This window comes from Exiguobacterium sp. s56, from assembly GCF_018618255.1.
Taxonomy (GTDB): Bacteria; Bacillota; Bacilli; order Exiguobacteriales; family Exiguobacteriaceae; genus Exiguobacterium; species Exiguobacterium chiriqhucha.
This window is the reverse complement of sequence record NZ_JACSLR010000001.1, coordinates 200,460-215,326: the sequence shown is the minus strand read 5'-3', so window position 1 is coordinate 215,326 and position 14,867 is coordinate 200,460. Positions and strand designations below refer to the sequence as shown.

13 protein-coding genes are annotated in these 14,867 nt (G+C 51.4%); 2 read left to right on the top strand and 11 right to left on the bottom strand.

The annotated features are described in order from the left end of the window. Window positions 1–5 precede the first annotated feature (5 nt). The 7 genes from KNP71_RS01110 to cyoE all read right to left on the bottom strand — a co-directional run bounded on the left by KNP71_RS01110 (window position 6) and on the right by cyoE (window position 6,414). A complete protein-coding gene (locus tag KNP71_RS01110) occupies window positions 6–467 on the bottom strand; it encodes a DUF420 domain-containing protein (RefSeq protein ID WP_034777049.1) in 462 nt (153 codons plus the stop codon). A gap of 23 nt (window positions 468–490) precedes the next feature. After that, window positions 491–1,414, bottom strand: a complete 924-nt coding sequence (locus KNP71_RS01105; RefSeq protein WP_214829854.1) for a cytochrome c oxidase assembly protein — start codon at window positions 1,412–1,414, stop codon at window positions 491–493. A 134-nt stretch (window positions 1,415–1,548) separates the two neighbouring features. Next, window positions 1,549–1,878: a cytochrome C oxidase subunit IV family protein gene (locus tag KNP71_RS01100; protein ID WP_021067020.1), complete on the bottom strand. Its 330-nt coding sequence runs from the start codon at window positions 1,876–1,878 to the stop codon at window positions 1,549–1,551. Between the two features lies 1 nt (window position 1,879). Beyond that, window positions 1,880–2,506, bottom strand: coding sequence for a cytochrome (ubi)quinol oxidase subunit III (locus KNP71_RS01095; RefSeq protein WP_021067019.1), 627 nt, complete (start codon window positions 2,504–2,506; stop codon window positions 1,880–1,882). Then, entirely contained in the window at window positions 2,507–4,345 is a 1,839-nt protein-coding gene (gene ctaD / locus KNP71_RS01090) for a cytochrome c oxidase subunit I (protein ID WP_214755943.1), read from the bottom strand. 68 nt (window positions 4,346–4,413) lie between these two features. Continuing rightward, on the bottom strand, window positions 4,414–5,430 hold the full coding sequence (gene coxB / locus KNP71_RS01085) for a cytochrome c oxidase subunit II (protein WP_260570837.1): 1,017 nt from the start codon (window positions 5,428–5,430) through the stop codon (window positions 4,414–4,416). 57 nt (window positions 5,431–5,487) lie between these two features. Continuing rightward, a complete protein-coding gene (cyoE, locus tag KNP71_RS01080; protein ID WP_214755769.1) occupies window positions 5,488–6,414 on the bottom strand; it encodes a heme o synthase in 927 nt (308 codons plus the stop codon). A 331-nt stretch (window positions 6,415–6,745) separates the two neighbouring features. Between cyoE and KNP71_RS01075 the strand changes: the two genes are divergently transcribed. After that, window positions 6,746–7,648 carry a COX15/CtaA family protein gene (locus KNP71_RS01075; protein WP_058763310.1) on the top strand — a complete coding sequence of 301 codons (903 nt, stop codon included), beginning with the start codon at window positions 6,746–6,748 and terminating at the stop codon, window positions 7,646–7,648. A 56-nt stretch (window positions 7,649–7,704) separates the two neighbouring features. Here the strand turns inward: KNP71_RS01075 and KNP71_RS01070 are convergent, their stop codons facing one another. From KNP71_RS01070 to KNP71_RS01055, 4 genes are all read right to left on the bottom strand, one after another. Continuing rightward, window positions 7,705–9,060 (bottom strand): cryptochrome/photolyase family protein, encoded by a 1,356-nt coding sequence (locus KNP71_RS01070; RefSeq protein ID WP_214798904.1) that lies wholly within the window; start codon window positions 9,058–9,060, stop codon window positions 7,705–7,707. 52 nt (window positions 9,061–9,112) lie between these two features. Next, the gene (locus KNP71_RS01065; protein WP_131471133.1) at window positions 9,113–12,550 is read right to left on the bottom strand and encodes a pyruvate carboxylase; all 3,438 of its coding nucleotides are present in this window, start codon (window positions 12,548–12,550) and stop codon (window positions 9,113–9,115) included. Window positions 12,551–12,581: 31 nt separating this feature from the next. After that, window positions 12,582–13,817 carry an FtsW/RodA/SpoVE family cell cycle protein gene (locus tag KNP71_RS01060; protein WP_029595754.1) on the bottom strand — a complete coding sequence of 412 codons (1,236 nt, stop codon included), beginning with the start codon at window positions 13,815–13,817 and terminating at the stop codon, window positions 12,582–12,584. An 86-nt stretch (window positions 13,818–13,903) separates the two neighbouring features. Next, entirely contained in the window at window positions 13,904–14,182 is a 279-nt protein-coding gene (locus KNP71_RS01055; protein ID WP_021067011.1) for an Fpa/YlaN family protein, read from the bottom strand. A gap of 172 nt (window positions 14,183–14,354) precedes the next feature. On the opposite strand from KNP71_RS01055, the gene KNP71_RS01050 reads away from it, so the two are divergent. Next, window positions 14,355–14,822, top strand: coding sequence for a hypothetical protein (locus tag KNP71_RS01050; protein ID WP_021067010.1), 468 nt, complete (start codon window positions 14,355–14,357; stop codon window positions 14,820–14,822). Window positions 14,823–14,867 lie beyond the last annotated feature (45 nt).

Sequence of the window (14,867 nt, the reverse complement as noted above, 5' to 3'; positions counted from 1 at the left end):
TCGATTCACCCACCGATAATGGCACGGAAGACGTTTGTCGTCTCACCCGGGTCATAGGCGACATAAAGGAGGACGTATACCGTCACGCCTGTAATCGCTGTGAAAAACCAGACGACTGAGGCTTTCGGTCCGATTTTACGGTGTTTCTCGACTTTATTTTTATAGCCGAGGTAAAGCGTGATCAATCCGAGGACCCCACCTGTCGTCGCGAGCAGGATATGGAAAATCATGAACGCCAAATAGTAAGGCTTCACTGAATCCGGTCCCCCGAAGGCGGTATTGCCGACGAAAATCGTCCGTGAGACGTAGAGAATGAAGAATGTCGTCGCGGCGATCGCGGCGGCCGTCATGACTTTCTTATGTTTGTCGACGTTGCGACGATCGCGCGCAATGATCGTCCATCCGATTGCGACTAAAATAGCACTGATGACAATGAATGTCACACTGATCAAGGCAAGATAGTTCATCGTAGTTTCCCCTTTGATTTAGTTCATTTTTTCTCTTTTGGTTCTTGCGGTGTGAACGACATGCCTTCGTCAAGCGCAAGCGATTTCGTCCGGCGCACCCAACCGAAGAACGTCCAGCCGAAGAAGAAACCGTATACGACTTCTTGACCGAGCTTCATCAATACCCCGCCGAAGCGTTGGTCTTCAAGAGCGCTGTTCGTTGCTCCCATGAGCGCATTCAAATCGAGACCCGACACATCGCCGTTCGGCATACAGTAGCCGAGCACCGTCGCGAACGTCTCGGCGTCCGTATAGGCGTCATAAAGAATTCCTTGGCTGAAGATGATGAGTGCACAGGCCGGTGTCAACAGCACGCCGTTCGCGATGATGTACACCATCCGTCGCAAATCCGACATCCCTTCCTCTTCTTCTGAGAGGAACGGTGCGATGACCGGATACCACATCGTCAAACTGAAGACGATGAGAGCGCCGTGGAAGATACGATGCACTTCATAGTTCGTCAAGACGTAGTCAAAGATGAATGGCATGTGATACAAGGTGAACAATGCATTGAACAAAACGAGGGCGATCAAAGGTTTTGACATAAATCTGAGCGTCGGCCCAATCACCTTATAGCCAAATAATTTCTCGAACACCCAATATGGCATCCCGTACACGACGAGCGCCGGTGCGAGCACATAGACGAGCACCATCTGCAACATGTGCACCGAGAAGATGATGTGTGCAAGGACATCGACCGGACTTCCGAAACCGATATAATACAATACAATGGCGGATAACATGCTGAACTTTTGTAGTAACGTGGTCGACTCGTACCCTCGCTTCGCCATTTTCTCTGTGACGACCGCATAGAGGACGTACAACCCTACCATCAACAATCCGAACCATGGACTCCAAAGTGTCATCCAATCGAACTGTTTGAGTAGCTCTGATGTATTCCAGAGCATCCCTTCACCCCTTTTCTTTCTCTCCCAAACCGATGAAACCGTTCACTTCAAGATTACTATTCCTTTATTTTTGAAGTAAAGCAAAAAGGACTGAATCATCTGTGTTTCCACAGATGTTCAATCCTTTGTCACATTTACCAAATGAGCAAGCGAAGTGCAGCGACTGTAATGATGGCGACAAAGATGCCAAGCCACATCATTCCGACGATCCACGTGTTGCCACGGTTGTTCATATGCATGAAGATATACAGCTGCAAGAACACTTGGATGATGGCGAGGATGATTAAGAAACCACCTGCTGCCCACACCGGCATGAGTTCAGCGTATACGGCGCCGAACGCGACGAATGTGAGCAAGATCATCATCGCGAAGCTGATCAACTGGAGTTGATACTCGCGGCGTGACTCGGCTTTTACTTCGAGCTCTAACTGTTTGTGTGATTCGTTGATTGGTTGTTTTTCCATGTTAGCTCACCATCCCTAAGAGGTAGACGATTGAGAAGATGAAAACCCAGACGACGTCGATAAAGTGCCAATATAGGCTCGACACGTAAAACTTCGGTGCGTTGTACACATCGATCGGACGGTTCCAGTTACGAATTAACAACGTCGTAATCCAAAGAAGACCGAACGTGACGTGCGCGCCGTGGAAACCGACGAGCGTGTAGAACGCAGATCCGAACGCGCTCGACGTGAACGTGTGACCGATATGGTAGTAGTGGATGAACTCGTAAATCTCAGCTCCAAGGAAACCTGCCCCGAGGAGAAGCGTGATCACCAACCAAAACTTCATGCGGCCTGGATTGTTCGCTTTCATGTTCATCATGGCGAGAACACTTGTGAGCGAACTTGTGAGGAGGAGCATCGTCATTAAGAAGACGAGCCCCATCTCAAAGATATTGTATGAACGAAGTTCCTCTGGCGCACCAGAGTTGAGTAGACCGACATACGTTCCGAAGAGCGAGGCGAAGAGAACGGTCTCTCCACCGAGGAAGAACCAGAAGGCTACATATTTATTTTTCCCTTCCAGCGTGGCTTTCTCTGGATTGGCCGGAATTCCGGTCACCGGGTGTTTTTCGACTGCATGTGCCATTTATTGGTCTCCTTTCTCACGAATCGCTTTCAAATCCGCTTCGATCTTCGATTTTGGAATGTAGAAGCCATGGTCGTCAATCCATGAACGGAGGAACATCGACACGAATGTGATGAGCAATCCGATCACGATGAGTGACCAACCGACAACTGCGTTATCCATTTGGAAAATCGCTCCGAGTCCGGCGATGAACAAGCCGAGTGACATGAAGAACGGGATAATCGAGTTGTTCGGCATGTGGATGTCTGCTACTGGTTCAGCGACAGATACCCGTTTGTTGCCCGCCATCTTCTCGAGCCAGAACGTATCGAGACCTTTGACGAGCGGTGTTTGTGCAAAGTTGTACTCTGGTGTCGGTACAGGAAGCGTCCACTCCAATGTACGACCATCTTCCCAATGGTCAGGCTTGACGCGTTGTTTTGACAAGAATGCTTTCACAACAGCGACGAGCAAGACAATCGTCGACACACCCATGAAGAAGGCACCGATTGTCGACAGCAAGTTCATCGTCTCAAACCCTTGGTTCGGAAGATATGTGAAGACGCGGCGTGGCATCCCGAACAATCCGAGGAAATGTTGCGGGAAGAACGTCAAGTGGAACCCGATGAAGAACAACCAGAACTGCCAGTAGCCAAGCTTCTCAGAGAGCGCTTTGCCGAACATGAGCGGGAACCAGTAGTAAAGTCCTGCAAATAGACCGTATACAACCCCACCTACGATAACGTAGTGGAAGTGAGCGACAACGAAGTAACTATCATGGTATTGATAGTCGGCCGGTGCGACCGAAAGCATGACCCCTGTCATCCCCCCGACGAGGAATGATGGAATAAATGCGACCGAGTAGAGCATCGCGACGTTGAACTTGATTTGTCCGCCCCATAGTGTGAACAACCAGTTGAAGATCTTGACCCCTGTCGGCACGGCAATGGCCATTGTTGCGACAGCGAAGATCGAGTTGGCGACCGGTCCAAGACCGACCGTGAACATGTGGTGGACCCAAACCATGAATCCGAGGAAACCGATGAGCATCGTTGCGAAGACCATCGTTGTGTAACCGAATAGGCGTTTACGAGCGAATGTCGGAATGATTTCCGAGAAAATACCGAACGCCGGTAAAATCAAGATATATACTTCCGGGTGTCCGAAGATCCAGAAGAGGTGTTCCCAGATGATGACGTTACCACCCATTGCCGGGTCGAAGTAAACGGCCCCGAACAAGCGCTCGAACATTAACATGAACAAGCCGACTGTGAGCGGTGGGAACGCGAAGACGATCAACGCCGAAGCGACGAACGTCGTCCACGTGAAGAGCGGCATCCGCATGAGTTTCATACCTGGAGCACGCATGTTCAAAATCGTGACGAGGAAGTTAATCCCGGCCATGAGTGAACCGAAACCTGAAATTTGAAGACCAAGGGCGTAGAAGTCGACCCCTGATGCTTCCGGTTGTGTCGAGAGCGGCGCGTACGCCGTCCAGCCTGCGTTCGGTGCAGCGCCGAAGAACCAGCTAAGGTTCAACATGACACCACCGAAGAAGAACAACCAGAATCCGAGTGAGTTAATGAACGGGAACGCGACATCGCGTGCCCCGATTTGAAGTGGTACGACGGCGTTCATGAATCCGAATAACATCGGCATGGCCGCTAGGAAGATCATCGTCGTCCCGTGCATCGTAATCAATTGGTTGAACGTTTCGCCGCTGACGAAGTCGTTCATCGGACGAACGAGTTGCCACCGAATAAGTAATGCTTCAATTCCACCGAGAAGGAGGAAGAAGATTCCTGAGAACAAATACAAAATACCGATTTTTTTGTGGTCAACCGTCGTAACCCAATCCATGATGCCATTGTATTTACGCGGTTGCTGCAATGCAGTGGTCTGTGCCACGTGAAATCCCCCTTTTCCCGTTAGTCAATCTTCTGATCGTACAAGAAGTCAACGAGTGCATCTAACTCTTCATCACTGATTTGGCCTTCACTGAAGCCAGGCATGAGCGCGCCTTCTTTCAATTCTTGTGGATCACGAATCCATTTTTTCAAGTCGTCCTCGTTGTTTTCGAGGTAACCGATCAACCATTCGCGATCACCAAAGTTTGTCAAGCTAGGCGCAACTTTCCCGCCCCCGTGACAGCTCAAGCAGCTCTCGACGTACACGGCCTCACCTGTCGTCAAGTTTTGGTTATCTGCAACAAGGTTTTCTGTGTTCGCGTCTTGCTGTGCTTTCATGTCTTCGAGCCATTGGTCGTAATCTTCTTGCTCGAGTGCGATGACTTTGAAGTCCATGAGCGCGTGTGACGGTCCGCAAAGCTCGGCACATTTCCCAAAGAACGTACCTGGTTCATTTGCATGCAACCACATTTCGTTATCAAGGCCTGGGTTCGTATCCGTTTTACCAGATAAAGCCGGTACCCAGAACGAGTGGATGACGTCTTTCGATGTCAAGTTGATGCCGACACGTTTGCCGACCGGGATGACAAGTTCTTGTCCCGTGACGACGCCTGCGTTCGGATATTCAAACTCCCACCAGTACAAGTTAGCCGTAACATTGATTTCTTCTTCTTTTTTCGCTTCTTTCGCTTTCGCGAGTTCGACAGTCGTCGTGATTGTCGGTACAGCGAGAATGATGAGCAAGATGATTGGTACGACTGTCCAAATCATCTCGAGCGTGCTGCTTCCTTCGACTTGCTTCGGAATCGAATCGTCTTTACGACGGAACTTCATGAGCACGTAAACGTAAATGATCGATACGATGACGAGTACGAAGAGCATAAGTACCAAACTGATGATAATGATCCGGAGCTGAATTTCAGCGCCTTCTCCCATCGGCTTCAATGCAGACAATCCCTCAACGCCGCACCCTGATAATAGCAGTGCGAACATCATCATCGGGACGATGCCAAACAGAAGCTTTTTAAATGATTTCACAACAATCCCCACTTTCTCCCAAAATGATGTGTAATGGTTTCTATATAGTGAGTGTGATTACGCTAGTGCTGCCGTCAAAATCAGCGCGACAATCCACACGACTAAATAAATTAATGAATAAAAGAACATTTTGTTTGCCCACTTGATTTCATCCTCGGCTTTAAAACCTTTCAACCCGAGATATAACCAGTAGCCCCCAAGACCGGCTGCAATGATTACGTAGACTAACCCGTAATGCATGAACAAGAGCGATGCTGGAATCAGCGTCGCAATCCACCAGATGATTTGACGCTTTGTAATCGCAAAGCCGTTGACGACCGGTAGCATCGGAATGCCGGCCGCTCGATACTCCTCGGTACGCCGCATGGCGAGCGCGAGGAAGTGTGGCGGTTGCCACAAGAACATGACGAGGAACATGAGCCACGCGTCGATATGAAGCGCGGGATCGATGGCTGCCCAACCGATGAGCGGCGGTACCGCTCCGGAGATGCTACCGACGACCGTGTTCAACGTGTGCGTCCGTTTAAGCCACATCGTATAAATGACGACATAAAAAAATGCCCCGATTAAACCGAAGACTGCTGCCACATACGAGACGATCAATAAGAGCAATGTCCCGATCGCAAGCTGCGTTAATCCAAGGAGCAAAATCCGTTCTCCCGAAATTTTACCGGTGACACTCGGCCGATTGTCTGTACGTCCCATCAAGTAATCGATATCACGGTCCACGAAGTTGTTTAGGTAACAACTCCCGGAGATGACGAGTGCGCTTCCTAACATCGTTAATAAGAGCTGCGGCCAAACCTCAAATAAATAAAAGACTGGCGTATCACTCTGATATGTTGCTGCTACAAAGAAACCGGCGAATACCAACAACAAGTTGGCGCGAACGATTCCCATTTTTGCCAGAGCAACATAGTCGCGGAACGAGGCGGATTCTGTATATTCTACTTCTGCCATTGTTCCTGGGTTGACTTTTGTCATACTGACCCCCCTACTAATCACGAAATCCACGTATTCTTTTCACAGAAAAAACACAATATGAACAAAGTTCACCTAACTCATAACAAAGATACCATATTTTCAAAAAGAATACGTCGTTTATGCTTGTAAAATAGCTAGTTTTTTGTGACAAACGTGTGATAATTGTCACAGTAAAAACGCCATGTTAATACTAGAATAACGATTTTGATAGCGATTGCAAGCTTTTCCGTTTCGTTTTTACGACGTAAAGCCGTATAATAAGTATGGCGAAAAAAATATAAACTTACAAGGCACAATTCTAGTGATTTTTCTCAAAAGCAGGTGGAAACGAATGCATAAAAAACTCGCACTATTTTCAGCGCTCGTCACGCTCGGGATGATGCTCGTCCTGATCATGGGTGGAACCGTGACAAAGACGGACTCCGGCGACGGGTGCGGAACGGATTGGCCGCTCTGCCACGGGAAACTGATCCCGACCAATCCGAGCGTCGAAACGATGATCGAGTACAGTCACCGTGTCGTCTCTGGCATCGAGGGACTGCTCATCATCGCCTTGACGATTTGGACGTTTGCGGTCGTCAAGAACCGGTATGATGTCAAAGTGTTCGCGTTCCTCGCGTTCATTTTCATGCTCATCCAATCGATTATCGGTGCCGGGGCCGTCATCTGGCAACAGTCGGACGCGATTCTCGCGCTCCACTTCGGTATCTCGCTCGTCTCGTTCGCATCGCTGCTCATCTTGACGATTCTCTTGTTCGAAGGGGAACGCGTGCATCGGGCCGTCTCCGAACGATTGAAGGTTCACCTTTACGGCTTGACGATTTATACGATGGTCGTCGTCTATACGGGCGCTTACGTCCGTCACCTCGGCGCGACGTACGCCTGTGTCGGCTGGCCGATTTGCGACCAGAACGTGTGGACGTTCGAGTCATACGTCCAAATGGGGCACCGCATCATGGCCGGACTGCTCGTCTTCTATACGTTATACGTCCTCTACTTGGCACGTCGGGAGACGAACCGACTCGTCGAGACCGGCATGTGGGCCTCGCTGTTCTTCATCCTGCTTCAAGTCGGCACGGGTGCGTGGATCGTCCTTGGGGGACACGCCACGTACGTCCCGCTTCTCCACGCCTTCTTGATTACCTGCTATTTCGGGATTATCTCGTACTTGGCATATCATGCGTATCGGAGTCAGAAACAGACGACCGAGGCCGCACGACAACAATCCATTTAATCTTAATAACGTACACAAAAAGGAGCGACGGCATCGCTCCTTTTTTTGATGCCTATTTACTGCGCGTCCTTGAACCGCTCGAGTGCCCGGGCACGCGCTTCCTTATGGTCGACGATTGGGTCGACGTATCCATCCCGCTCGGTCAAGTCAGGGAAATGAATCGCTTTTTTGTCGAGATTCACGAGTTCGGGCACATACTTCCGGATGAACGTCCCGTCCCCATCGAACTTCTCGGACTGCGTCGTCGGATTGAAGATACGGAAGTACGGCACCGCATCCGTCCCGACCGAAGCCGCCCATTGCCAACCCCCGATATTCGAGGCTGCTTCATAGTCGATCAGCTTCTGTTCGAAATAGCGTTCCCCTTTCCGCCAGTCGATCATCAGATGCTTCGACAAGAACGAGGCGACAATCATGCGAAGCCGGTTATGCATCCAGCCCGTCTCATTCAATTGCCGCATCGCCGCGTCGACGATCGGGTAGCCCGTCTTTCCGTCACACCACGCCTGGAAGTTCTCGTCATCGTTCTCCCAATCGAGATGCTTATACTTGTCGTTGAACGGACGGTCTTTCAGTCCCGGGAATTGGACCATGATCATATAGTAAAATTCGCGCCATAACAACTCATCGTAATATGTGTCGCGTCCGCTCGATTTCGGCGCCTTCAACACCGCTTCCGTCACGGTTCGGATGGAGAGCACCCCGGTCCGGAGATACGGAGACAGACGGCTCGTGCCGGCGATGGCCGGGATGTCGCGGTCTTCATCGTACGCATCGATCCGATTCGCGACGAAGTCGCTCAAACGACGTTTGGCTGCCGCTTCGCCGAGCGCTTTCCACGAACGCTCACAGCGATCGAACTGACGCTTCAATTCGACCGGGACTTCATGCCCTGTCGTCACGTGACGCTTCAATGCATTCACGTCGACCTCATACGGCGCGGGCGGCGCCTCGGCATAGGCTGCTTTTTTAAATGGCGTGTATACCTTATACGGATCGCCGTCTTTTTTCGTGAACGCATTCGGGGCGAACAAATGGCGGTCGAGCAGGCGGATGACTTTGACCGCTTCCCCGAGCGCCTGGATGACGGCGTCGTCCCGCTGTTTGAACGGTTCGACATACTCGGCGTTGAAGTAGAGCACATCGAGCTCACCGAGCGCTTCGACGAACTGTTCGGCCGTATCGGCCACGATGACCCGAAGTCCGAGCCCGCGTTCTTCCAACTCGTCCATGAATTGACGCATCGTCGCGAAAAAGTAATCGTGGCGCGTCTCGAACGGCTCGCAATAGTTAGGGTTGAGCCAAAAAACGAACTCCATCTCATCGTCGGAATCAGCGTCTTTCAAGGCCCGGTGTAACATATGATTATCTGTCAATCGAAAATCCGATCGAAACCAGCATACTCGTCTCATCTCTCCCACTCCTATCTAAAAAAGAAGCATAGCGCGGCTATGCTTCTTTTCATTATACAAACTCAATCAATAAGTCGTCACTTTGGATTGTGTCGCCTTCTTTAATATGGACCGCTTTGACTTCTCCGTCTTGCGCGGCTTGGACCGTCGTCTCCATCTTCATCGCTTCCGTGACGAGGAGCTGTTCCCCGCGGTGGACACGGCTACCCGGTTCGACGAGCACTTTCAACACTGAACCTGGCATCGAAGCGCCGACTTGTTTCGGGTTCGCCCGGTCTACTTTCGGACGGCTCGTCGTCGCCGACTTCACGTTCACGTCTTTAATCTCGATTTCACGCGGGACGCCGTTCATCTCGTACGAGACGAGACGGATGCCGTCCTCGTTCGCCGCACTGATTTGAACGAGTTTGATGATGAGTGTCTTCCCGGTCTCGATTTCAACTTGAATCGTCTCACCGACGTTCAATCCGTAGAAGAACGTCAACGTGTCAAGCACCGATACATCCCCGTACGTCGTCGAATGCGTGACATAGTCTTCAAACACTTTCGGATACAATGCGTTCGAGAGCAATTCGAAATCTGTTACCGGACGATCGAGTTTCTCGAACAGCTTCGACTGGGCCGCTTCAAAATCATACGGCTCAATCAACTTACCTGGACGTACGTCAAGCGGCTTCTCACCTTTAAGAATCGCTTGCTGGACATCGGTCGGGAACCCTCCTGGAGGCGTCCCGAGTTCGCCGCGCATCATCTCGACGACCGAATCCGGGAAGTCGAGTTGGTGACCGCGGTCAATCACATCTTGTTCGCTCAAGTTATGCTGGACCATGAATAGCGCCATGTCGCCGACGACTTTCGACGACGGTGTCACTTTGACGATATCCCCGAACAACATGTTGACACGGGCATACATCGACTTCACTTCGCTCCAACGGTCACCCAATCCGACCGCTTTCGCTTGTTGCTGCAAGTTCGAGTACTGTCCGCCCGGCATCTCGTGCTCATATACCGACGGGTTCGAAGCGCGCATGTCGCTCTCGAACGGCTCGTAGTTATGACGCACGTCTTGCCAGTAATCGCTGATGACCTCGTAATGCTTCGCATCGATTTTCGGTTGACGCGCGTGATGGTCAAGCGCATAAATCAAGCTGCCGCCTGAAGGCTGTGACGTCATCCCCGACATCGAGCTCGCAGCCACGTCGACGATATCGACGCCCGCATCTGTCGCCCGGGCGTAAGTGAAGATTCCGTTGCCCGACGCGTCGTGCGTATGCAAGTGGATCGGCAAGTCGACGGCATCTTTCAATGCCGAGACGAGCGCGTACGCCGATTCCGGTTTGAGCAGGCCGGCCATGTCCTTGATGGCAAGGATGTGAGCCCCGCTCGCTTCAAGTTTCTTCGCCAAGTCGACGTAATACGGCAAGTGGTATTTCGGACGGCTACCGTCATACAAGTCACCCGTATAACAAACCGCTGCCTCGGCGACTTTGCCGGTCGGTAACGTCGCGTCAATCGCGAGTTGAATCGACTCGAGGTTGTTCAAACTGTCAAAGATCCGGAACACGTCGACGCCGGCATAGGCCGCTTCGTGGACGAATTTCTCGATGACGTTGTCGGCATAGTTCTTATACCCGACGGCGTTGGCACCGCGGAGCAACATTTGAATCAACACGTTCGGCATCTTCTCACGGAGACGCATGAGGCGTACCCAAGGGTCTTCTGAGAGGAAGCGATAGGCGACGTCGAACGTGGCCCCGCCCCATGCCTCGACTGAGAACAGCTCCGGCATGAGCTTGCTCGTCGGTTCGGCGATATTGATGATGTCTTGCGTCCGCATCCGTGTCGCGAGCAGAGACTGGTGCGCGTCGCGCATCGTCGTATCCGTCAATAACAGTTCGGGCTGGCGCTTAATCCAGTCGGCGAGGCCATCCGGACCAAGTTCCGTCAAAATCTGTTTCGTGCCCGGTTTGGCTTCAGCCGGCAGGTCTTGCGGAATCCGGACCGAGCGGCTGATCGGCTTGTCTTTCAAACCGACGCCCGGGAATCCGTTCACCGTGACATCGCCGATATAGTTGAGCAATTTCGTCCCGCGGTCTTTCCGTTTCGGGAAGACGAACAGTTCCGGCGTCTCATCGATGAACGACGTGTTATAGTCGCCGCTGATGAAGTTCTGATGCTTCATCACGTTGATTAAGAACGGGATGTTCGTCTTGATGCCACGAATCCGGAACTCGTTCAAGTTACGGACCATCTTCGAAGCGGCCTGTTCGAACGTCATGCCATGTGTCGACAGCTTCACGAGGAGCGAATCGTAATATGGTGAAATCTCGGCACCGACGTAGGCGTTCCCACCGTCAAGTCGGACGCCGAAGCCGCCCGGAGAACGGTAGGCCATGATTTTACCGGTATCCGGCATGAAGTTGTTGGCCGGGTCTTCCGACGTGACACGCGATTGGATCGCGTAACCGAGCAATTTGATATCTTCTTGTTTCGGCATGTGGATGACGTCGCCGTGGAGCGACTCACCTTGTGCGATCATGAGTTGCGTCTGGACGATATCGAATCCGGTCACCATCTCGGTGATCGTATGCTCGACTTGAATGCGCGGGTTGACTTCGATGAAGTAGAACGACTCGTCTTCCGTGACGAGGAATTCGACCGTACCGGCATTGATGTAGCCGACATGGCGCATCAGTTTCACGGCTGCGTCACAGATTGCTTGACGCGACGCATCCGATAACGTCACACAAGGTGCGACTTCGACGACTTTTTGGTGACGACGCTGAACCGAACAGTCACGTTCGAACAAGTGAATGATGTTCCCGTGGTCATCCCCGAGGATTTGGACCTCGATGTGTTTCGGGCGTTCCACTAGTTTTTCTATGTACACTTCGTCTGAACCAAACGCTTGCTTCGCTTCTGACTTGGCACGTTCAATCAAATCTTTCATCTCGGCTTCCGTACGGATGACGCGCATCCCGCGACCGCCTCCGCCCATCGCGGCTTTGACCATGAGCGGGAAGCCGTGCTCGTTCGCAAAGTCTAAAGCGTCCTCGTAAGACGTGAGCGGTCCGTTCGAACCTGGAATGACCGGGAGTCCGGCTGCGATCGCACTTTGACGGGCCCGAACTTTATCTCCGAACGCATGAAGGTGCGCTTCGTTCGGACCGACGAAAATGATGCCTTCTTCACGGCAACGACGTGCGAGTTCAATATTCTCAGACAAGAATCCGTAACCTGGATGAATCGCGTCAGCCCCCGACTGTTTCGCGATGCGGATCACGTCCTCGATATCGAGATAGGCGTCAATCGGTTTTTTATCGAGACCAATCAAATAAGCTTCATCCGCTTTAAAGCGGTGTAACGAGCCGCTGTCTTCTTGAGAATAGACGGCGACCGTGCGCATCCCTAATTCAGTGGCGGCACGGAACACGCGAATGGCGATTTCACCACGGTTGGCTACGAGTAATTTGCTAATTGATTTCAACATAAATCCCCCCATTTAAGTAGTTCAATCCTTTTTACCTTACAACATGCAATGATGAACTTTGAACGTTTTCTGCGGATTTCTCCCGAATTTCTGCCCGTTTCGTCGCTTCCCGGTGCCGATTTCGCATCGAGATGCTACTGAGCACACCGAGAATCCCCATCGTCATGATGAGTGACGTCCCGCCGTAACTGACGAGCGGGAGCGTGACACCTGTACCCGGGAACCAACCGGACATGGCACCGATATTGATTCCGGTCTGGACCATGATTTGAGCGGCGATGCCGAACGAGACGAACATCGCGAAATGACTATCGCTATGGTTGGCGATATTGACGGCCCGGAAAGCGATGAAGAACAGCAAGGCGAGGACGACGACGACCCCGATAAAGCCGAGCTCTTCAGCGATGATGGACATGATATAGTCCGTCTCCGGTTCCGGCAAGTACCCATACTTCTGATAACTGTTCCCGAGACCGACGCCGGTCAAGCCCCCATGGACGATCGAGATGATCGACATGAGCAATTGGTGCCCGTAGCCTTCAGGGTCCATGAACGGATTGAAGACGACTTCGATCCGGCTGCGCTGGTTCTCCGAGAAGATTGTCGTGAACATCAGATAGACAAGTCCAAACCCGGCGAGCACAGCAGGCACGATGATCCGAAGCGGTGCCCCGACGGCAAGCCACATGAGGAACATGATGGCCCCGAGGACGAACAAGCCCCCCATATCCGGCTGTCCGTTGATGGCGATGGCGTATGGGAAAAAGAAGTAGATGACCGGTATCATGAAGAAGGCACCAAACTGAGCCCGGATTCCTTTTTTAGTGATAGCGGCTCGCCCTAGTCGACCAGGCAACCCTTTCAGCTCCCCATTCCACAACTGGTGATAATAGTTGGCGAGCAGTAGAATCAACACGAATTTGGCGATCTCGACCGGTTGAATCGTAAAGCTGCCGATGATGAGCCAGGCCCGCGCACCGTTGAGCGGTGGCATCGCCCACGTGATGAACAACAGTACGACCGATACGAAATAGAGGCCATACAAAATATTAGGTTTTCTAAAGTTCTCATAGCGGAACATCGTCGCAATGAAGTAGACGACAATCCCGATCCCTGCGTAGACGAGTTGGCGATAGTACAAGCCGCTGTTCGCGTAATCGCCGCGATTCCACACGCTCGCACTATAAATCATGATCGAACTGATTCCGACGAGCATGAGCACTGCAATGAACAACGAGAAATCAAAATACCGAAACCGAGTTTTCATGTTTTCACTTCCTTATGTACAACAATCACTGACCCATTATAAAAAAATACTCAAACAGCGCCGCTTGCACAGTTTGAGTATAAGGTTCATAAATCTGAAGCTTCCGCGAGGGCGGACAGCTTTTGTTCCAATGAATCGAGCAGTCCTTTACCTTCAATGTCTGAAATGAGTCCAAGACGGACCGCAAAATCAATTTGGCGTGATAGACCGAACATATGTGTATCAAGCACCTCTTCATAAAGCGGGCACTTCGGCATTTTTAGGTTTTCTAACTGCACTTCAATCAAACAACGGATTTTTTCTGCGTCTGCCTCTAATAGTTGAAGCGCTTGCTCCCGTTGGACTGCAGCCAAATTTGTCGCCACTACGACCCCTCCTCCGTACAATGACAGACTGTTTGTCATAACTCAACTGTACATTATATTTCATCATAATTCAATGAACAGTCTGGATTCGCGGCGAGTTTCTCGCAGTTTCCCTTTTTCTGAGAAAGAGCTGTATAATGTACAGTGTATTGTGAATAAAGGGGGCGTATCCATGATTTTTCCACTAGACGGAGCGGTTCGTCACGCGCTGACGATCGACCCGACCGTATGGATTTTTGATGACCGCAAGCGAAACGTCGAGGATCTCGACCGCGCGGTAGAAAGTGACAACGACGCATACTATGCCAAGATGGGGAAGGCATGGGATGACGGCTTGACGCAAGGGTCACGCGTCGACCATAACAAACCGATGTCTCGGGCTGATAAGGATGCGGCGCTGCGCGACTCGTTCGCGATGCCGTTCGCGCCATTCCTTCAAAATGCCGAACCGATCGCCACGGCGACGCACGTCAGTTTTTATGGGGAGACGGTGCTCACGTTGCCAATCGACGAGGCCAGAAGCGTTTACTTACAGTTCTCTCGAGACGGAAAAGTACTCGCGGACGGTCCGGTGTACGTCTTGCACAATCAACAAGTATGGCGCGGTGTCCATCACATCGCCGTGCGAACAGAGGCATGATAGAGAAGGCACAGCGCCTTCTCTTTTTTTAGACTTTTTACTTCA